Annotated in this window: 22 protein-coding genes; 9 read left to right on the top strand and 13 right to left on the bottom strand. The window is 36.0% G+C overall.

Annotated elements, in window-relative coordinates; translation table 11 throughout:
* From PMN2A_RS02720 to PMN2A_RS02705, 4 genes are all read right to left on the bottom strand, one after another.
* Positions 1-999: a transaldolase gene (locus tag PMN2A_RS02720; RefSeq protein ID WP_011294483.1), complete on the bottom strand. Its 999-nt coding sequence runs from the start codon at positions 997-999 to the stop codon at positions 1-3.
* A gap of 92 nt (positions 1,000-1,091) precedes the next feature.
* Positions 1,092-2,888, bottom strand: coding sequence for a peptidoglycan D,D-transpeptidase FtsI family protein (locus tag PMN2A_RS02715; RefSeq protein ID WP_011294482.1), 1,797 nt, complete (start codon positions 2,886-2,888; stop codon positions 1,092-1,094).
* Positions 2,889-2,896: 8 nt separating this feature from the next.
* Positions 2,897-3,361, bottom strand: a complete 465-nt coding sequence (locus PMN2A_RS02710; RefSeq protein WP_011294481.1) for a hypothetical protein — start codon at positions 3,359-3,361, stop codon at positions 2,897-2,899.
* Between the two features lie 84 nt (positions 3,362-3,445).
* The gene (locus tag PMN2A_RS02705; RefSeq protein ID WP_011294480.1) at positions 3,446-4,792 is read right to left on the bottom strand and encodes a CPBP family intramembrane glutamic endopeptidase; all 1,347 of its coding nucleotides are present in this window, start codon (positions 4,790-4,792) and stop codon (positions 3,446-3,448) included.
* Positions 4,793-4,901: 109 nt separating this feature from the next.
* On the opposite strand from PMN2A_RS02705, the gene PMN2A_RS02700 reads away from it, so the two are divergent.
* Complete coding sequence (locus PMN2A_RS02700) at positions 4,902-6,230, top strand: histidine phosphatase family protein (RefSeq protein WP_011294479.1); 1,329 nt, start codon at positions 4,902-4,904, stop codon at positions 6,228-6,230.
* Between the two features lie 137 nt (positions 6,231-6,367).
* Here the strand turns inward: PMN2A_RS02700 and lepB are convergent, their stop codons facing one another.
* From lepB to PMN2A_RS02675, 5 genes are all read right to left on the bottom strand, one after another.
* Complete coding sequence (gene lepB / locus PMN2A_RS02695) at positions 6,368-7,063, bottom strand: signal peptidase I (RefSeq protein ID WP_011294478.1); 696 nt, start codon at positions 7,061-7,063, stop codon at positions 6,368-6,370.
* A gap of 82 nt (positions 7,064-7,145) precedes the next feature.
* Positions 7,146-7,493 carry a Spx/MgsR family RNA polymerase-binding regulatory protein gene (locus PMN2A_RS02690; protein ID WP_011294477.1) on the bottom strand — a complete coding sequence of 116 codons (348 nt, stop codon included), beginning with the start codon at positions 7,491-7,493 and terminating at the stop codon, positions 7,146-7,148.
* Positions 7,494-7,545: 52 nt separating this feature from the next.
* Positions 7,546-8,073, bottom strand: a complete 528-nt coding sequence (locus PMN2A_RS02685; protein ID WP_011294476.1) for an inorganic diphosphatase — start codon at positions 8,071-8,073, stop codon at positions 7,546-7,548.
* On the bottom strand, positions 8,060-8,308 hold the full coding sequence (locus tag PMN2A_RS02680) for a hypothetical protein (RefSeq protein ID WP_011294475.1): 249 nt from the start codon (positions 8,306-8,308) through the stop codon (positions 8,060-8,062). Before PMN2A_RS02680 ends, PMN2A_RS02685 begins: the two co-directional genes overlap by 14 nt.
* Before the next feature lie 103 nt (positions 8,309-8,411).
* A complete protein-coding gene (locus PMN2A_RS02675; RefSeq protein WP_011294474.1) occupies positions 8,412-8,873 on the bottom strand; it encodes a hypothetical protein in 462 nt (153 codons plus the stop codon).
* A gap of 174 nt (positions 8,874-9,047) precedes the next feature.
* On the opposite strand from PMN2A_RS02675, the gene PMN2A_RS02670 reads away from it, so the two are divergent.
* From PMN2A_RS02670 to PMN2A_RS02655, 4 genes are all read left to right on the top strand, one after another.
* Positions 9,048-10,838 carry a proline--tRNA ligase gene (locus PMN2A_RS02670; protein WP_011294473.1) on the top strand — a complete coding sequence of 597 codons (1,791 nt, stop codon included), beginning with the start codon at positions 9,048-9,050 and terminating at the stop codon, positions 10,836-10,838.
* Positions 10,839-10,884: 46 nt separating this feature from the next.
* The gene (gene psb27, locus PMN2A_RS02665; protein ID WP_011294472.1) at positions 10,885-11,319 is read left to right on the top strand and encodes a photosystem II protein Psb27; all 435 of its coding nucleotides are present in this window, start codon (positions 10,885-10,887) and stop codon (positions 11,317-11,319) included.
* A 95-nt stretch (positions 11,320-11,414) separates the two neighbouring features.
* Positions 11,415-12,728 (top strand): adenylosuccinate synthase, encoded by a 1,314-nt coding sequence (locus PMN2A_RS02660; RefSeq protein WP_011294471.1) that lies wholly within the window; start codon positions 11,415-11,417, stop codon positions 12,726-12,728.
* A gap of 41 nt (positions 12,729-12,769) precedes the next feature.
* Positions 12,770-13,777, top strand: a complete 1,008-nt coding sequence (locus PMN2A_RS02655) for an adenosine kinase (protein WP_011294470.1) — start codon at positions 12,770-12,772, stop codon at positions 13,775-13,777.
* Between the two features lie 11 nt (positions 13,778-13,788).
* Here PMN2A_RS02655 and cutA read toward each other — a convergent pair whose 3' ends face one another.
* Together cutA and PMN2A_RS02645 are read right to left on the bottom strand one after the other, a co-directional pair.
* The gene (gene cutA, locus PMN2A_RS02650) at positions 13,789-14,112 is read right to left on the bottom strand and encodes a divalent-cation tolerance protein CutA (RefSeq protein WP_011294469.1); all 324 of its coding nucleotides are present in this window, start codon (positions 14,110-14,112) and stop codon (positions 13,789-13,791) included.
* Between the two features lie 15 nt (positions 14,113-14,127).
* Complete coding sequence (locus PMN2A_RS02645) at positions 14,128-14,937, bottom strand: precorrin-6A/cobalt-precorrin-6A reductase (protein WP_011294468.1); 810 nt, start codon at positions 14,935-14,937, stop codon at positions 14,128-14,130.
* 31 nt (positions 14,938-14,968) lie between these two features.
* On the opposite strand from PMN2A_RS02645, the gene PMN2A_RS02640 reads away from it, so the two are divergent.
* Positions 14,969-15,406 carry a single-stranded DNA-binding protein gene (locus PMN2A_RS02640; RefSeq protein WP_011294467.1) on the top strand — a complete coding sequence of 146 codons (438 nt, stop codon included), beginning with the start codon at positions 14,969-14,971 and terminating at the stop codon, positions 15,404-15,406.
* Between the two features lie 5 nt (positions 15,407-15,411).
* Here PMN2A_RS02640 and PMN2A_RS02635 read toward each other — a convergent pair whose 3' ends face one another.
* Positions 15,412-15,603: a hypothetical protein gene (locus tag PMN2A_RS02635; protein WP_011294466.1), complete on the bottom strand. Its 192-nt coding sequence runs from the start codon at positions 15,601-15,603 to the stop codon at positions 15,412-15,414.
* 54 nt (positions 15,604-15,657) lie between these two features.
* On the opposite strand from PMN2A_RS02635, the gene PMN2A_RS02630 reads away from it, so the two are divergent.
* Genes PMN2A_RS02630 through PMN2A_RS02620 form a run of 3 tightly spaced genes read left to right on the top strand, consistent with a single transcriptional unit; the run spans position 15,658 to position 18,220 of the window.
* Positions 15,658-16,221, top strand: coding sequence for a DUF2854 domain-containing protein (locus PMN2A_RS02630; protein WP_011294465.1), 564 nt, complete (start codon positions 15,658-15,660; stop codon positions 16,219-16,221).
* A complete protein-coding gene (gene argB / locus PMN2A_RS02625; RefSeq protein WP_011294464.1) occupies positions 16,214-17,128 on the top strand; it encodes an acetylglutamate kinase in 915 nt (304 codons plus the stop codon). Before PMN2A_RS02630 ends, argB begins: the two co-directional genes overlap by 8 nt.
* A complete protein-coding gene (locus tag PMN2A_RS02620; protein ID WP_011294463.1) occupies positions 17,129-18,220 on the top strand; it encodes a DUF3153 domain-containing protein in 1,092 nt (363 codons plus the stop codon).
* Between the two features lie 13 nt (positions 18,221-18,233).
* On the opposite strand, the gene priA is transcribed toward PMN2A_RS02620, so the two are convergent.
* Entirely contained in the window at positions 18,234-20,477 is a 2,244-nt protein-coding gene (priA, locus tag PMN2A_RS02615) for a replication restart helicase PriA (RefSeq protein ID WP_011294462.1), read from the bottom strand.
* Positions 20,478-20,497 lie beyond the last annotated feature (20 nt).

The raw sequence follows: 20,497 nt of genomic DNA, 5'->3' as shown, positions 1-20,497 counted from the left end.
TCAGTGAGTTAGGGCAACTTCTCCTTCAATCAACTCAAGTCTTTCGTTCAATTGATTTTCTAATTTATCAATTGCTTTACTAAAACCGCTAATTCCATCGTCAAGTTTTTCCGTAGCCATTTTATCTCCAGCCATCATTAGTTCAAAAGAAGTCTGGTCTAGATGTATTTTCTCTTCAATGACTAAAGGTTTTTGTGCATTCAACTTAATGGGCAAGTCCATATGAGTTTCATTAAGTTGCTGAAGTAATTTGGGAGAAATCGTTAAGAGATCACATCCTGCAAGCTCGGTTATTTCCTCTATATTTCTGAAACTTGCTCCCATGACCTCTGTCTTATAACCATTTGACTTGAAAAAATTAAATATTTTAGTAACCGAAACTACCCCTGGGTCCTCAGTCGCTGGATAAGAATCCCTTCCTGTAGCAGATTTATACCAATCTAAAATTCTTCCAACAAAGGGTGAAATAAGCGTTACACCTGCCTCAGCACAAGCAACTGCTTGATAAAAATTAAACAACAAAGTTAAGTTGCAATGAATATTCTCTTTTTCTAATACTTCAGCAGCTTTTATTCCCTCCCACGTAGAGGCAATTTTGATTAAAACACGATCATTAGAAATACCATCTGCATTATATTTAGCAATTATTTTTCTTGCTTTTTCAATGGTCGCATCAGTATCAAAGCTTAGTCTTGCATCAACCTCTGTTGAAACACGGCCAGGAATTAATTTCAAAATCTCTTTACCAAAGACAACACACAGTTCATCCAAAGCTTCCTTAACCACATCGGCCTTAGCGGCACTGGTCCCTAACATTTCTCTTGAGGTGGTAAGTGCTTGATCAATCAAACTTTGATAAGCAGGCATTTGTGCAGCCGCAAGAATTAAAGAAGGATTTGTTGTAGCGTCTCTGGGATGATATTTTTTGATCGCTTCAAGATCACCAGTATCAGCCACCACCACAGTCATTGAAGATAGCTGACTAAGAAGGGATTCCATAATAAAAAACGTCTTTCATATGTAATAGACTAGCCATATTTTTTATAGATTTCACCCTTTAATTAGTACTTTTGGGAAAATTTAGCCATCTCTTAGCTTTTGCTAGCCAAATGTTCTTTTTTAGAAATACTTGGAGGGATTTTTTCTATCACAAGCAAAGTCTCAATAATTTTTTTTGCCACAGGGAGAGCCACCGTTGATCCATATGCATTTGGCTTTTGGGGTTCATCAATAACTGCTAAAACGACATAGCGAGGATCATCGATAGGAAGACTTGCAACAAAACTGCAAATTTTAGAATTATAGTTAAAACCATCCTGCGATTTTTGTGCCGTCCCTGTTTTTCCTCCAATTCGATAGCCAGGAACATCTACATCAATACCACTTTCATCGTAAAATGACACAACTGTTTCCATCCATCCAAGAACAGTCTTTGTAACCTCAGGAGATAACACCTGCTTTGGTTCTGAAGGAGAATTGAAATACGACTCATAATCACCTTTCAGGCCTTTAGTGATATGAGGCGTCACAAGTCTGCCTCCATTTGCAATTAAAGCGTGCAATTGAGCTAGTTTAAGCGGAGTAACAGAAAAGCCTTGACCAAAGGAGGCTACCGCTGGTTCTATCGGTTGATTGACAAAAGTCTGCTTTGATTTTATTTGCCCAGAAACTGCTCCTGGAAGATCAGTTTCTGGTATTTCTTCAATGCCTAGGCGCCTTAACCATTGCCAGTAAATACTCGCATTCAATTTATTCATAATTTTAACCATACCTACATTGCTTGAGACTTGTAACACTTCAGGGAAAGTCAATATCCCGTTAGGCCTCCGATCCCAATTAGAGAGAGGCCATCCTCCTACTGTAACTAGACCATCATCATTCACTTCTCCATTAGGGCTTATAACCCCCTCCTCCAATGCTAATGCCAAGTTAATTGGCTTAAAGGTAGAACCAGGTTCAAATAATTCTTGCACTGACCACTCTTTAAAAAGAGATGGAGAATAATCCCAATATTTATTAGGATCATAAGTTGGCGTAGAAGCCAATGCCAGAAGTTCTCCTGTATCTATATCCATTACGATGACCACACCTTTTTTTGCATCCCACTTCTTTACTTGCTTACTTATTTCTTTAATGGCTACTTCTTGAAGCCTTACATCTAAGGTTAATTGGAGACTTAGTTGATCCTCTTCAAAGACACCACGTTGAACACCTGTAGGCAAAGGTGTTCCATCAGCTCCTCTTCTGATTAAACTTGCTTTTTCTAGACGCTTTAGATCACTATCTAAACTTAATTCCAATCCAGCCTGAGGTCTTCTATCCAAATCCAAAAAACCAACTACATTTGCAAAAAGAGACCCGTGAGGATAAAGCCTTTGAGGATACACCTCCAAATCAATACCACTTATTCCAAGTTTCTTAATAGCATTAGCTTGCTCGGGCGTCACCCCCTCTGCAAGTTTTACCCCTGAGGAATAATTTCCTACTTTTTTTAAAATATCATCAACACTTATGGATAGTGGGGCAGAAAGAAGCTTTGCTACTTCGACTGGTTTACGAACTGTCCTAGATGAATCACCGGGAAAATTAAAATACCTAGGGTGAGCCCAAATTTTAAAACGTCTCTCATCTATTGCGACAAGCTTTCCATTTCTATCTAAAATAGATCGACGTGTCCCCAGAGGGGTCTTTTGTTCTGTTTGAACTTCGCGTGCTAGAGCTCTTAATTGTTCAGACTGAAATAGCTGAAGCCAACCTACCCTTAAAAAAAGGCCCCCAAGTCCAAGGCATAATAAAACAAAGATAATTCTAAATCTGGAATGAGATAGGGGCTGAAGAGTGTTTACTTTAAAAGTCTTTCTTTTCTTTCTATGATCAGAACTTCTCATGGGAATTATTAGTAACCTGATTTAACGGGAAAAGAAGATATTTTCTCTAGAAGTCTACTTTTCAATGTCACATCGAATGATTTTTTAGTTTCTTCTGGTTTTGGTCTATCTACGTATATAAGATCTTCCGCTTTAGTGGGAACTAAATTTCTAGACAACTTTTGATTTCTCAATAGATAACTTTCAAGGATTGATGTTGACTCCAATGTCCTTCGGTTCAAGTCTCTAGTAGTTTCAAGTTTAGTAAAAGACTTAGTCCACAAATATTGAGAATGCAGAGCTACGGATGACATTATCGCCACTGTTATGAGTATGCCTAACAATGCACCATCTAAAACGATATGAAGAGCTGCTTGAATTGGAAACTTTCTTTGAACCTGTTTTGAGGAGAAAACACTGTTTAACAATTCCTTGGACAACTTCTTTTTTTGAAATTGGCCTGCTTTCTGTTTATATTGAGTTCGACTAATCAAATCAAAATTCGAAAGTAATTCAAGTCAAACACCTTGATCAAGCAACTGCAAGAGCTGGAATACTGATATTTTTTTTATTTAATCTCAAGCTACTAATAGTAGACTAATAAAAGTGACTCCATTCCAGAGGGAATGCATAAGAGCACAAGGAAATAACCTTCCTGAGCTCAATCTCATCAAACCAAGACCAATTCCTAATACAAATAGAGGAGGTAATTCCCCTACACTTAAATGAGCTAAAGCAAAGATCAAGGCACTTAATAAAACTCCGCTAGCTTTGCCAACTTTGGATACCAATACAGGCAAAAGAATACCCCTAAAAACTAACTCCTCAAAAACTGGAGCCAAAACAACAGTTGTAATCAAAAGCAAAAATAATGGAAAGAATTCATCACTACCTAAAACCAATTCCAATAGAGGATTACTTCCTCCTTGGTCACCAATAATCTCATTCATTAGCCATCCAATAAGCAGCACTAAAGGCATAATCATTAACCATCCACTTATTGATTTAAAAAGTCCTTCTTTGATTGGTCTGATTTTCCATTGAAGCCAACCTCCATCAATCCCCGAAGGAACTAAACCCATTAATTGATATCTAATTATAAATAAAGGAGCTATAGTCATTGAACAGTAACCAATAAATACTCTTAGAGATTGGTTTAATGGAGAGGATAAATTATTAAACAATAAATCTGTTATTGGTATAATTAGTGCGGGGAAAACGACTTCACCAATAACAACGAAACCACCAGAGATTAGAAGAACCATATCTATTAATGATAGGGGGGGGGATATCATTTCTGGCCATGGAGTATTTTTCTTTCTTAAGAAAACGAAAGCATACCTAATCAAGAATATACTCCCTATAACAGAAGCAAAAAATGGAAATAATTGTGAAGTTAAAAGCCTTATAGCTGTTAGGGAATTATATTTTTGATTAATACATTTTTCATCAGTAAATCCCAAGTTGGAACATGAAATTTGATAAAGTAAAGGGTCTAATTTAATCTCATCAAAATCAGGAAATTTATATAGTTCTTTACCTTGTTGTCTATCCAATATATAGCCTTTAATTGTTTCAAACTTTTTATCATTAAAATCTTTCATCAACATAAATTTTTGCTCACTCTCAGACTCTTCCAGAATTGCTAGTAACAATCTTTCTCTATCCTCTATTTGTTCCAAAGGAATGTCACTGAGGGCTTGATAAAGTTTTTTTTGAGGTTCTGAACCTAAAAATACTTCTTGTATTGTTTCAGGTAAAGATGAAGAAGCTGACACTGCCATCTCAGTTTGCATCAAAGAAATCTTTGGAGCTACTGAGGGTCGTTCAAAGCTTTCTTGCAAACCTTGTTGCCATATCAGAACAGTTAAAAGTAATGAAAATAGAGCGATCGCCCATTTCCAACCAGTTTTGGCTTGTCTCATAAAATCAACTTGTTAAGACTGACATGGAGAAAGACTTCTATCTTTACTAAAAGAACCTTAGATTGCCCTCATGGCGAATACCATAAATATCTAGAAGACACTTTATTTAATGACATTGCGTCTAATTTTTGTCCGTCATGGATTGAGCAGTTTTAACAAGGAAGGTCGTATTCAAGGAAGAAACGACCTTTCAACATTAACTAGAGAAGGGCAATTGCAAGCTGAAGCGGCCGGAAAAACAATTTCTTCTATTCCAATAGATGCAATTTATAGCTCTCCTTTACAAAGAGCATCAGAAACCACAAGAATCATTATTAAACAACATCAAAGTGAGCTTCAAGCAACTTATACAGACGAACTCCTAGAGGTTGACCTTGGGCCTTGGAGTGGTTTAACAAAAAATGAAATAAAAAATCAGTTCCCAGAAGAGCTGTCTATTTGGCAAAAAGAGCCAAAGGAACTGACTATTAATAGAGACGACGGTTCAAAATTTCAACCAATTAAAGAACTCTTATCTCAAGCTGAAAATTTCTTAAAATCACTATTTGATGCTCATTCAGGGTCAAATAAAACAATTTTGATAGTTGCCCATAATGCAATTCTTAGATGCTTGATACTGAAATTAATTAATGAGCCATCAAAAGGGTTTAGAAGATTGAAGTTAGATAACACCTCAATCTCAATTTGTAATATTAATTTTAATGATTGGAAAGATAGACAAGTTCAAATCCAATGTCTCAATAATGTTGCTCATTTAAATCCTACAATTCCAAAAAAAAAGAGTAAAAAAAGAATTATTTTAGTTAGGCATGGTGAAACAGACTGGAATAAACAAGGAAGGTTCCAAGGACAAATTGATATTCCCTTAAATAAAAATGGTAAATCCCAAGCAAAGGCCGCAAGTGAATTTTTAAAAACCAATATTTTACAAAAAGCTTTCAGTAGCTCTCTATCAAGACCAAAAGAAACAGCTCAGATAATTCTAAACGAACATCCAGGGATCGAAATTTCTCTCAAAGACAACCTAATAGAAATTGGTCACGGAAAATGGGAAGGGAAGTTGGAGTCTGAGATAAAGACCGACTGGCCAGATCTTCTACAAACATGGAAGATTTCACCTGAAAAAGTTCAAATGCCAGAGGGAGAAAATATAAAAGAAGTCTCCACGAGATCCATTACTGGTTGGAATGAGATTTGCAAAGACCTTAAAAACGATGAAACCGCATTGGTTGTCGCTCATGATGCAGTTAACAAAACCATTCTTTGTCATCTTTTAGGGTTAATGCCATCAAATATTTGGATGATAAAACAAGGTAATGGAGGCGTTACAGTCATTGATCTCTCAGACAACGAAGGGCAACCAGATCAAATTACCTGTTTAAATATCACTTCACATTTAGGAGGAATTATCGACTCAACAGCTGCTGGAGCTCTCTAATTTAATGACTAGTAGTTATTTTATGATGATATTCAAATCCTGAAAAGGAAGCATCACATATCAAAAGAGAAGCTGTTTTAATCAAAATGGGGGTGAACAAAGACAAAAGGCAGTTGGGAAAGTTATTGATTATAGGCTCAGTAATTAAGCTTACCTAAACGATTAATAGGCCAAAAGCGCCAGCTTGCTTTGCCAATTATTTCATTATGGGGTAAGAACCCCCCTCCTGGCCAAAAGCGACTATCCCAACTATTAGCACGGTTATCCCCCAAAACGAATACATGCCCTTTTGGAACAGTTGAAGTCATCGGAGGACATAGATTAAATTTAGATTTACTTGGGCAGAAGTTCATAACATATGGTTCATTGATTGATCTACCGTTCAAAACAATCTCTCCCTTACCATTAATCAAAAGACGATCTCCTCCCACCGCTACTATTCGTTTGATATAAGCATCACAAGCACGATCAGATAGAGTAGGTATCCAAGAAATTAATGGAAAAGTTATTAATGAACATTGAAATTTAGACGGAAGTTGTTTAGTCCTATCAGCTATCAATTTCTTATCAAAGGAATATGGTGAGTTGAAAACTACAATTTCCCCACGCAAAGGTGACCTTTGGCGCAAAGAAAGTTTTTCAACAATTAGTCGATCATTAACTTTCAATCCTGGCAGCATTGAACCCGAGGGTATATATCTAGCTTCTGCTATAAAATGACGAATACCTATATAAAGGAGAATAGTTAGAGAAATAGGTCCCCACGTATCAAAGAAAGAATACCACCAACAATTTTTACTTTCTTTACTCGAGTCTGAATGGTTGTGCTTCAATTGTTTATCAATAATAAATGTATAGTTTACTTTATTTGTAAAGACTACTTATATTCAGTCAATGATAGTGATCATGTGAATTTCAAAGTAATTTCTCAGCCCACTTTTCTTCTTTAAATCCAACTAAAAAACATTTACTAGATTTGTATAAAAAAGGTCTCTTTATTAATCTGGGTTCCAATATAAGTTGCTCAAACAAATCATTATCACTCATTTTTTTTACAGCATCCGAACCCATAGAACGATATACAACCCCACTAGTATTTAAAAGATATTTTCTATCCCCATATAGCTCACTAGCTGAGATAAGCATTTCCTTGGACGGGGGGGATTTTAAAAGATCAATTAATTCAAAGGGAATATCATTGTATTTAAGCCACTTAATCGCTCTGCGACAAGTTGAGCATGAGGAATAACTAAATAATTTCAAGTTTTCAAAGCATAAAAAAGATAAGTTTACCCAAAAAAGAAAATTAAAATAGTTATTTTTGGGTTATCTCCAAATGATGTGCTTCTATGCAACTTTTTAATAATTCATCAACAGCATCGTAGTCTCTCCATCCATCTATTTCGATCACCCTCCCTTCCAAGCTTTTATAGGTTCTAAAAAACTCAGCCACATCCTCCAATTGGTCCTGAGCTATTTGCTTAATAGTATTAATTTCTCTTTGTCTTGGATCTGCAGTAGGTACACATAAAAGTTTGCCATCGTAGGCCCCAGAATCATGCATATCAAGAACTCCTATAGGTCTTGCCTGAATCAAGCAACCTGCAAAAGTAGGTTCTTCCATCACGACCATTGCATCAAGCGGCGCTCCATCCTCAGCAAGAGTATTTGGAACAAATCCATAATCAAATGGGTATTTCACTGAAGAATGCAAAACTCTATCCAGAGCCATAATTCCTGCAGAGCTAAAATATTCGTATTTATTTCTACTGCCAGCAGGAATCTCTACAACTAGATTTACTAATCCAGGCGATGGTGAAGGAGGAAGATCACTCAGGTCCATTTTGATTTATTGAAGTCGGTAAGCTTTTTGTTGTCTCTGGCCTTTCACTTATGACAGCTAATAATGGTATTCCTAGCATTACAAATACTATTGCTAAACCAATTAAAGAAGTTGAGGTACTATTAAAACTATAAGGATCTTCATCATCTGCAGATAGTTGGTCTTTTTCTTTATTAAGCAAAAGAGGGTCAATCTCGGGTGATTGCGTATTAATTAAATGTGGTTCTAAATCCATGTAATGTTTGGAATAAATAAACCGTTAGTCAAATGCGTGGAAATCAATTAAAATTCTTAATTAATGAGAATGTATATAGATACTATCCCACATTTAAGAATAACTAAGCAGCCTTTTTATCAGGATCTTGTAAATGATTAGGAATAGAGTGATTCTTATCAGATTGTCCATCAAGTTTATTCCTTATAATTCTCAACTCATCAAGTATTGCATTTAGAATATTTTGTGTTTCAGATGATGGAGAATTTAATATTTCTACAGTTACTTCCTTAATTCTGAGTATATCTTTTGCAAATCTTGCGACTTCATTGGGATGAAAAAGCAATTGATCTTTTTGATCGCTTCTAAATTCAGTGTTTAGTTTTCTAGGATTGAAAGGGGGATTAAGATTTCTTGTGTCAGTATTTGTATACCTGTATACGGAAGCTCTAGATCTATTCAATGTTTTCTGAACTTCGTCAATAGTCAATAATGAATCACTTGAGTTAGAAGCTGTATTCAACCCTTTATCTAAAAACTCCTCTGATCTTCCATTTGTTACTGAATTCACTGGCCCGTTAAACATTGCTAAAGAAAGCTTCTAGGAAAACATGTGGAAGAAGTTAGCAGAATAATCTAATTTAGACCATGTACAATTGGACACTTTAAAAAAACAACATGATTCCCGCACAAACAATATAGATATTCTTATGGCCAACACTCAAAGGACTAATCTCATAAAGATTTAAATTTTAGGCTTATGCGCGTCTCCCGCCTAATGCTGAACACTCTTAGAGACGTCCCTGCAGAAGCCGATATAATTTCACATCAGTTACTGGTAAGAGGTGGTTATGTTAAGCGCCTAACCGGAGGCATTTATGCATATATGCCATTACTTTGGAAGGTTCTAAAAAAAATAACCTCAATAGTTGAAGAAGAGTTATCAACAAAAGGTTGCCTGCAAACTCTTCTCCCTCAACTTCAGCCTTCAGAAATATGGGAAAGAAGTGGGAGGTGGAAATCATATACAAAGGGAGAAGGTATTATGTTTAGTCTTAAAGATAGACAAGGTAAAGAACTAGGACTGGGACCAACTCATGAAGAAGTAATTACGCAAATAATTTCTCAAACTATTCACTCCTACAAACAATTACCCATAAATATATTCCAAATTCAAACAAAATTTAGAGATGAAATAAGGCCAAGATTTGGGTTAATGAGAAGTAGAGAATTCATCATGAAGGATGCTTATTCCTTTCATGCAAATGAGAATGATCTTCAATCAACTTATTCAGACATGAGAAATGCCTATGAAAATATATTTACAAAATGTGGGCTAGATTTTGTTTGTGTCGACGCAGATAGTGGAGCTATTGGGGGTGCAGCATCTCAAGAATTCATGGTAACAGCTGAGTCTGGAGAGGACTTGATTTTAATAAGTTCTGATAGCAAGTATGGGGCTAATCAAGAAAAAGCTGTTTCCATTATTGAAGAAGGAAAATTATTAGAACCTAATAAACCATCGATAATTAAGACACCTAATCAAAAAACCATAGATGAATTATGTAATTACAATGATTTCCACCCAAGTCAAATTGTAAAAGTATTAGCTTATCTAGCAACGTGTGATGATAATAAAAAATACCCAGTTCTAGTAAGTATTCGGGGGGATCAAGAAATAAATGATATTAAACTTTCAAATAAAATATCTCAAGAATTAAAGCAAAATGTACTTGATATTAGAATTATTTCTAATGAAGATATGCAAAAGCAAGGCATTTCTAATATTCCATTTGGTTTTATAGGTCCTGATCTTAGCGATAATTTACTTGCACAATCAAAAGCATGGGAAAAAAAATTCATAAGAATCGCTGACAATTCTGCAAAAGATCTTAAAAGTTTTATATGTGGAAACAATATTAAGGATGAGCATAAAATATTTTATAATTGGAATCTAATTAATACTGTGCAAATGATATGTGATATTAGAAAAGCCAAACCAGGAGACAGGTGTATTCATGATAAAACACAAAAGCTTCAAGAATGTAGAGGGATAGAAATAGGGCATATATTTCAATTAGGGACTAAGTATTCTAAATCATTAAATGCTACTTTTACTAATGAAAAAGGTGTTGAAGACCACTTCTGGATGGGTTGCTATGGAATTGGTATTTCCAGATTAGCTCAAGCAGCAGTAGAACAAAATCATGATGATCTAGGTATTATCTGGCCGACATCAATTGCACCTTTTACAGTAATAATTATCATTGCCAATATAAAGAATAATGATCAAAAATGTTTAGCTGAAGATATCTATCAAAAATTAATACAAGATCGGGTTGATGTTCTTCTTGACGATCGGGATGAGAGGGCTGGGATAAAGTTTAAAGATGCAGACCTTATTGGAATCCCATGGAGAATTGTTGCTGGGCGAGAAGCTAGTTCGGGACTGGTTGAATTACATAATAGAAAAACAAAAATTACAGAGTTGTTAGATCTGAACTCCGTTTTTAAAAAACTTTCTGAAGAATTTAATACTGAAAAACTATAAATTGAGCCCAAAGGACTCTAGAGTCTTACGTAACTGCAAAAAACAAATGATTTCTGCCTTTCATCGCCTCTCCATCAGGTTGGTGAGGGCAGCTTTGGCTATATGCCTTGGCTTCTGCCTCATGCTCTTCCAATTCGCTTCAGAAGTGAATGCAGCCAAAACACTAATGACTGGAGATTTTGCGAAAGACACTATTGCAGTCTCATCAACTTTAAAAGAGACCATAACTTTACCTAAAGAAGACAAAGGACTATCTGAGGCAGAAAAAGAAGCTGTTTTTCTAATAAGTGATTACATTTCAAGATATAGGAATCGATCTCAAGTAAACACTTCCACGACCTTTACAACAATGCAGACCGCATTAAATGCTTTATCAGGTCATTACAAGACTTTTGCAAACAGACCAGTTCCTGAAAATCTCAAAGAGAGGTTAAACAAAGAATTATCTAAAGCAGAGAAATTGGCAGCTAGAGATAGTTAAAGATAATCTTTAATTCATTTCTTTGACTCAGGGTAGGGCTATCTGCAAATCTTATTTCTTCTAAAGTAAATCGGTTTCGAGCCGAATTTTCTTCCTTGGCAAATGTTGTAGTTATAGGCGCTCAATGGGGTGATGAAGGTAAAGGCAAAATCACCGATTTGCTCAGTCGCTCCGCAGATGTAGTTGTTCGCTATCAAGGTGGGGTTAATGCCGGTCATACAATTGTTGTAGAAGACAAAGTTCTCAAATTACATTTAATCCCCTCAGGGATTTTGTATCCAGATACGATTTGTCTTATTGGTTCAGGAACAGTTGTTGATCCGAAAGTAATGATTAAAGAAATAAAAATGCTTGAAGATAACGATATTGATATTTCAGGCTTAAAGCTTGCTTCAACTGCTCATGTAACGATGCCGTATCACAGGCTTCTTGATTTGGCTATGGAGCAAAAGCGAGGTGACCAAAAAATCGGTACTACTGGTAGGGGCATTGGTCCAACATATGCTGACAAATCTCAAAGGAATGGGATTCGAATAATTGATCTGATGAGCAGGGAAAAGCTTCAAGAAAGATTACAGGTCCCTTTATCAGAGAAAAACGGACTACTCCAAAAGATTTATGGAATCGAGCCATTAATTATTGATGAAATAATAGAAGAATATCTTGATTACGGAAAACAGCTCAAAAAACATATTGTTGACTGCAACCGAACAATTCATCAAGCAGCCAGAAAAAAGAAGAACATCTTATTTGAGGGAGCTCAAGGGACTCTTTTAGATCTTGATCACGGAACCTACCCTTATGTAACCTCCTCTAATCCAGTGTCAGGCGGGGCCTGCATTGGTGCAGGAGTAGGTCCTACCCTTATAGACAGGGTTATCGGGGTTGCTAAAGCCTATACGACTAGAGTGGGAGAAGGTCCCTTCCCGACTGAATTGCACGGGAGTATTAATGATCAACTTTGTGATAGAGGTGGTGAATTTGGAACGACTACTGGACGAAGAAGGAGATGTGGCTGGTTTGATGGAGTCATTGGAAAATACGCAGTTGAGGTAAATGGATTGGATTGCCTTGCTATTACTAAATTAGACGTTTTAGATGAACTAGAAGAAATTGATATATGTGTTGCTTATGAATTAAATGGTAAAAGAATTGATTATTTCCCAACTAGTGTTGAAGATTTTGAAAAATGTAATCCGATTTTTAAAAAGCTACCTGGCTGGAGATGCTCTACAGAAAATTGTCGTCGTCTAGAAGATCTTCCACCTGCAGCAATGAGTTACTTGAGATTCCTAGCTGAGCTCATGGAAGTACCCATAGCAATAGTTTCCCTAGGAGCTAATAGAGATCAAACAATTGTTATTGAAGATCCTATTCACGGACCAAAAAGAGCTCTTTTGAATTCTTAAAAACAAACAATTGTTCTTTTATGATTTTTTAAACAAACTTGATGACTAATAAGACAAACGCCGCTTCACTAGACATAGTAGGTATTGGGAATGCAATTGTAGACGTATTAACAACAACAGATGATTCCTTTCTAAAGAAGCTATCTTTCGACAAAGGTTCAATGACCTTGATTGATGAAAAGAAAGCTAAAGAACTTTATGAAATGACGACTAACAGAATTCAAAAGTCGGGAGGTTCTGTTGCCAATTCATTAGCATGTGTTGCACAGCTAGGTGGGAAGGCAGCCTTTATTGGAAGGGTGAGAGATGACAAGCTAGGAGAAATCTTTACAGAGGAAATATCAACGACTGGGACCATTTTTAAGACCCCACCATCATCCGTTGGTCCCTCGACTGCTAGATGCATAATTTTTGTCACTCCAGATGCTCAGAGAACTATGTGCACTTATCTGGGCGCTTCAGTTCTCTTAGAACCTAAGGATATAGACCTCTCACTAGTCAGGGAAGCAAAAATACTTTATTTAGAGGGATACCTATGGGATAACCCAGCTGCTAAAAATGCATTTATTAAAGCGGCAGAAATAGCTAAAAATGCAGGTCGAAAAGTTGCTTTATCCCTTTCTGATTCATTTTGTGTTAGCAGACACCGCGAGAGTTTTATAAAACTAGTTGAAGAACATATAGATATATTATTTGCCAATGAAGATGAAATAACAAATTTGTATGAGACCTCTTCTCTAAGTAATGCTCTTGAAAAATTGAAAAAAAAATGTGATCTTGCGGCAATCACAATTGGTGAAAAAGGATCAATTCTAATTTCAAATGGCAAAGAAATAAAAATAGATCCTTTCATTCTTGGGAAGGCTATTGATACTACGGGTGCTGGAGATCTTTATGCTGGAGCTTTTTTAAAAGGGTATGCAGATGGCCTAAAGCCAGAATTATCTGCAAAAATTGGATCTATTTGTGCAGGACAGATCGTTACACAATTAGGATCTCGTTCCAATACTGATCTTTTAAATTTGATCAATTCACATTTAGAAGCCTAAGGATTGAAAGCTTAAATAGAATTCATCCAATGATGGTAATTTTTATTAGCTGAAACGCGAAAATAAATTATTTCTGGTATTTCGTAGCTATGTAATTCAGAAATTTTATTACAAACGTTATCTAGATTTTCTTTCTTACACTTAATCATTAATTGTACTTCTTGCGATTGATTAATATTTCCTTCCCACCAAAAATGTGATTCGATATTCTTAAAAGTTACGCAAGGTATTAATTTCTCCCTCAAGAGTAGATTAGCTAATTTAGATGCATTTTTTTTATCAAATTCAGTAGTTATAACCAAATAAATTTCTTGATTGAAGCTAGATAAAGACATGATCTCAAAAACTTTTTATTCCATACTAATAGATTTTAATTTTTTAATTAATTTTTCATAGCTATCTACTGAATTAATATTTTTAAATTCAGTAGGTCTTTCCAACAACCAAAGATTAATTTTCATACTCATACAAATTCGGTGCCATAAGATTTCATTACTTCCTCCTGATTGCCTACAAATGACACCACTAATATTCCATTTCCTAACAAGAGCTTTTTCAATTTTTCCATTACTAGAAACTGAAGGATTTAATACCGCAAAATTTGTTTTTTGAATTGATGAAGACAGTGTTTTTCTTATACTTTCTGGATTAGCTAAAACTCTTGCATAAACATTTGCTCCTGAATTTCTCGCGAAAATAAAGGCTTCCTGAAGATGTCTTACTCCTATGGCGAGCAAAATAGATTTATTCTTTAGATCATAATTTCTTAAATCACTAAATTTTTCTATTAAAAATGCATTTGAAATATTATCGATAGCTCTTTCATACCTTATGAATGTTTGACCTAGTTCCTTGCAAACTTTTGAGATTGACCGTGTGATTTTCATAGCAAATGGGTGAGTCAGATCAACAACGCAATGAAATCCATTTTGATGAATTCTGGCATTTAATATGACTCCCCGGATCTCTTCTTCAGTAATTAAGGCACCAATTAATATTTTCTCTAAGTTTAATTTTTCATATGGAATCGAGGCTCTATCCGAAACAACACTAACAGTAATTTTCCAGCCTTCTTTCAATAGAGACTCAGCGAAAATATGACCTTCGCCTGTTCCTGTTAACAACCAAAGATGTGGCTGGCATTTTTCCCTTATATCCATCAAGATAAACCACAATAACTAAAGAAAAAAGATGAACCATTGCATGCTTGAGGTTTTGGTAAAGAAGGCTCCAACAGTTCGTTTTACCCAAGACAACAAAACTCCGCTAGCTGAACTAGAAGTTGAATTTGACAGCCTCCGTGCTGATGACCCTCCCTGTGCAATTAAGGTAGTTGGTTGGGGGAAATTAGCAGAAGAACTTCAAAACAAGGTTCAAGTCAATACTAAATTAGTAATTGAAGGTCGCTTAAGAATGAATACTGTTCCTCGCCAGGATGGGACTAAAGAGAAACAAGCTGAATTTACTCTTTCTCGAATCCACCCCTTTTCCTCTAAAACACCTCTTCCATCAATACCTTCTCAAACTCAGTCAAATATAAAAAGCAATTCAGCAAATCCTTTAAATAACGAGGGTGTTAAATGGGACAGCTCACCATTAATCCCTGATACAGATGACATTCCATTCTGAAAAAATTAACCATTTTCTTCAATGTATTCTGCAGCCCTAGTTAAAAGTTGACCTAATTCTCTCTCCAAAGCTGCCAGATCAGGTCTAAATTCAGGCCAGCAACCTTTATCTAGTTGTTCAAGGATCCAAGCTCTATCCTTGTTTAATTTTTCAACAAGATCAGTTAACTCAGAAAATTGTTTTTGGTGTGAGGCCATGAGACTGTCTCCTGAAAAACCCATCTGCCCACGATTTTAGCCAAAATTACACTCATGAATAAACTTCTGTCACCGGCAAGCCTCATCACTATCGGAGGAGCATCCCTTTCTCTAATAGGCCTAACAGCCTATTTCACTGATGCAACAAACCTCAGTGTTCCTACTTTCTTCTATGGAGTACCTATTTTTCTAATAGGTATATCACTGAAAACGACTGAAGTTCCTCCTGCCCTAAGAGTAGTTCCTACAACTAAGTTTGCCTCAGAGAGAGACAGAGCTCCTGAAGAGCTAGGAAAACTAGTTAAAGATGTAACTAGATGGCGCTATGGCCAATCTTGCCAACTTGAATCATCTCTAAGAGTATTAAAACTTTGGGACATAGACAATCCTCCCCAACTTCTAGAAGTAGAAGAGTTGGTTAAAGAAGGTAATTATGGAATACGAATGAGATTTGAAATGGCTGCTGTGTCCTTAGAAAGATGGAATGCTCAAAAAGAACGTTTAGGAAGATTCTTTGCTAAAGGTTTGTGCGCTGAATTATTTTGTCCTACACCAGGTGCAATAGATTTAATCCTACTTCCGCAAAAACAAGAAGATAATCCACAAGAAAATGAATAAAGAAATCCAACAAGCTAAGCACAGTAAGAATATTAATAAACCCTTCACGGACAAAGATTCAATAAGGGTTTCTGTGTTAAGTGAGGCACTTCCTTATATTCAGCGTTTTGCAAATAAGCGAATCGTAATCAAATATGGTGGTTCAGCCATGGCAGATAAAACACTTCAAAATGCAGTATTTAGAGATCTAGCTCTTCTCTCGTCGGTTGGAGTACAAATAGTAGTCGTTCATGGTGGCGGGCCTGAGATAAACCAATGGTTAGAAAAATTAGGAATAAAACCAGTTTTCCTGGATGGTTTACGTATTACTGATACCGAGACCATGGATGTCGTAGAAATGGTTCTTACGGGAAGAGTAAATAAACAGATTGTAAGTGGAATAAACAATCACGGAAGATTGGCTGTTGGACTATGTGGAATAGATGGCGGACTTATTGAGGCAAGAACGCTTGGAGGTGGAAGTCATGGTCTTGTCGGAGAAGTTGCAAAAGTAAATACAAAGATTTTGAGCCCTCTTCTCGAAGAAGGTTACGTCCCAGTCATTTCTAGCGTAGCCAACTCTTCTGATGGCAAATCACACAATATCAATGCTGATACTGTTGCTGGGGAGCTTGCTGCAGCACTAGGTGCCGAAAAATTAATCCTTCTAACAGATACTCCTGGTATTTTAAGAAATGAAAATGATCCTTCTTCCTTAATAGAAAAGATACGTTTATCGGAAGCTAGAGAATTAATTGATAAAGGGATAGTTAAAGCAGGTATGAAACCAAAAGTTGAATGTTGTATACGTTCGCTTGCCCAAGGTGTTAACGCTGCCCATATCATTGACGGAAGGACTCCTCACTCACTTCTTTTAGAAGTTTTCACTGATGCAGGTATTGGAACAATGGTTATGGGTAGAGGTTAAATGTCAAATATAGCTTCAGCTATAAAAGCTACTGAAGCGGCCCTTGAAAAAGGTGATTACGGTATTTGCATAAAAATAATTGACCCTTTACTTCTAGATTTCCAAGCAGAGACAGAAATTGGAGGTCAACTTAGGCTCCTCATAGTTACTGCATACATGGGGAAAGGTGATGAACAAAAGGCGATCAATATCTGTCAAACATTAATTCATAACAAAGACGAAAGCGTCCGTCAACAAGCTAAACAGCTTTTATCAATACTTGATGCTCCACGTCTACCAAAACCATCAAACTGGTCGGTAGAAATACCAAATTTAGAGATGGAACCTTCTCTAAAATCGTCAGTTAGCAAAGCAAAAAAGAAGAGGGAGAAAATTTATCATCCTCCAACTGGTCCAACAAAAAGTCTAGACTTTGGATTTTCAATAATAACTTTATTAGTTATTTTATTAATAACATTCCTTTTGAGTGGTTGCGTTGATATATCAACAAACTTGAGTGTTACAGGTCCAGATCGACTAAAGATTTCACTTGATATAGATAGTAATTCTGGTGAATCAATTCCATGGCAAATGGCATTTGAAGAAAATCTTAGTAAAAAACATAGTATCTTAAAACTCCAAACTCATGAGGATAAGCAGCATTTTGAATCACCAACTATTCGTTTTGAAGAAGTAAATAAATTACTTCAAGAAATAGTTTTAGTAGCTTCAAAAGCTAGCGGATTCAGTATAAATAAACCTGAAATAATTACAAACAACAAAAACTGGATAATTGGTACAAGTCAAAATTTTAAGATTTATTTTGATTTGAGAGAAATCCCAAAAATTCCGGGATTAAAAATAAACATCGTTATTAATGGTATTGGCAATAAAAATAATTTTAAAACCAAACCTCTAGAACCTACTTTTAATCAAGGTCTAACTTCCTTTCCTCTTGAAATTGGACAGATTAACCAACTGGAGATTTCAAATTGGAAATGGAACCAAATTTCAGTTGGGATTATCTTGATAATTGCTTTAACTTTGCTGAGCTTATCCCTTCAGAGATTACGTCTACAAATGGGCTTCGGTTTCCCTGAGCTACCACCTTAAAAAAAGATAAAACTCATAATTGTAGAGGATCAGGATCAATAGAAAGAGTTACTCCTTTTGGTAAATCTTTCCATAATTCAGGTCCATAAGGGAGTGGTATATGACTTAATTCTGGACCGTACAAAAGAAGTTGCCAACGGCTTTTACCTGCGACTCTCTCAACTAATGAAGGTGCTGGACCGACTAATTTCCAACCTTTTTGACTGCAAGCATCCTTTATTTTTGATAAAACATCAAATGCTCCATGTGATGCCAACTCTGAAGATTCGCCAGAGAACCTTAACAAGCAGGCTCGACTGTATGGAACCATCGAGGCTTCTTTTCTAGTCTTCTCTTCTTTTTTCAAAAATTCTTCGTAACTACCATCAATCAAATGAAGAATTACTGGATGATCAGGACAATAAGTTTGCACTACAACCTTTCCAGGTTGCTCACCTCGCCCTGCACGACCAGCTAATTGCATAAATAGTTGAAGCGTTTCTTCAGTAGCCATTAAATCAGGACGATACAATAAACCATCTGCTGCTAAGACGACGGCAAGAGTTACCTTTGGTAAATCCATTCCCTTAGATAGCATCTGAGTACCTACTAAAATATCGGCGTCACCATTAGCAAATCTTTCTAGCAACAATCTATGGCCATCACGGCCTCTAGTTGTATCTCTATCAAACCTTAATAAACTTATACCCTCTAGTTCTCTTTCTAAATGATCCATCACTCTTTGTGTTCCAGTACCAAACGGTTTAAAAGCATTTGAACCACATTCTCCACACTTATCACTAATATTCGAACGAAAGTCGCACCAATGACAACGTAACCATTGATTACCCTCTTTAGAACGATGTACAGTTAGTGCAATATCACAATGTGGACATTGAACGACCTCTCCACAACTGCGGCAACTTAAAAAACTACTATATCCACGTCTAGGAACCAAAACAATAGCTTGATTTCCACTCTCTTTTATACTCAAAAGTTGTTTTTTTAGATATCTACTAATTAAGCTTCGATTCCCAAGCGCTAATTCCTCTCGCATGTCAACGACACTAACAGTTGGTAATTTACGATTCGAAATCCTTTTGGTTAATTTTGCAACAACTACATTTCCATTTGGTTTTAAATTTTTCCAAACATTCAAAGATGGAGTTGCTGTTCCAAGTATTACTTTAGCACCTGTTTTTTTTGCTCTATGAATTGCCAATTCTCTTGCATGATAGCAAGGCATAGGGGATTCCTGTTTAAAAGAGCTATCGTGTTCTTCATCAAGAACTATCAATCCTAAGCTGGATAATGGCAGAAAAATAGCTGATCGAGTACCAATAAAAACACTAGGTTTTGTGTTGTCTAAAGCTCTCTTCCATGTCTCAATTTTCTCTTTAGTAGAACAATTACTATGATATTCAAAAACATTTAACCCAAATCTTTTTCGAAAGCGATCAACTAATTGTGGTACTAACCCAATTTCTGGTGTAAGGATAAGACAATGTCTACTTTCAGATAACTCATGCGCTGCAATTTGTAGGTATACCTCCGTCTTCCCAGACCCAGTAACACCCCAAAGCAAAAGAGCTGATCCGTCTGGAAGAGACTCATATTTTTCTTTTGCTGATTTTTGCTCTAGTGTTAAAGGTTGAGGTTCCTCAATCTTTAACATCTTTTTATCATTAGATTCTTCATTATCAAAAGAATTAAAAAGATAAAGACGTTTTTCTCTTTCTCCGCAACCAACTGAGACAAAGTTTCTAATCAATACAGAAGAAAATCCCTCAGCCTCCAAATCCTTTTGCCATTTTCCTCCTCCATTTAAGAGAAGATTTTTCTTTAACTCAATCTGTCGAGAAGATATCTTTCCCTCATAATTATTGCTAGACAATTTTACCCACCAGAGTTTTTTAGGTCTATTCGATAGTTTCGATCTTCCTAACCAACCAGGAGGTAACGCGGTCTTAAGCATCTGAAAATCACTTACATATAAATCAAGAGCAATTTCTTCTAGCCACTCTCTCCATTCTTTTGTGATAGCTGCTTTTTGAACCAATGTTTCTACATTATTCAGCGAAAAATTATTTAAATTTTGGTGTGTACTAGTTATGTTTTTTTTCATCTTCTTAACAACCAACCCTTGCATGCGTTGCCCTTTTAGACGCACTGTCACAACATCGCCTAAATCAATATCTAAATTATTTCCATCTTGATAAGAAAAACATCGCCCTTCGCGACCCACATGTAACCAAATATCAAATATAAAAGAATTCATATCTGTTTTAATACTTGCCG

This window comes from Prochlorococcus marinus str. NATL2A (assembly GCF_000012465.1).
Lineage (GTDB): Bacteria > Cyanobacteriota > Cyanobacteriia > PCC-6307 > Cyanobiaceae > Prochlorococcus_B > Prochlorococcus_B marinus_B.
The sequence above is the reverse complement of the archived record's forward strand: the minus strand, read 5'-3'. Positions and strand labels throughout refer to the sequence as shown.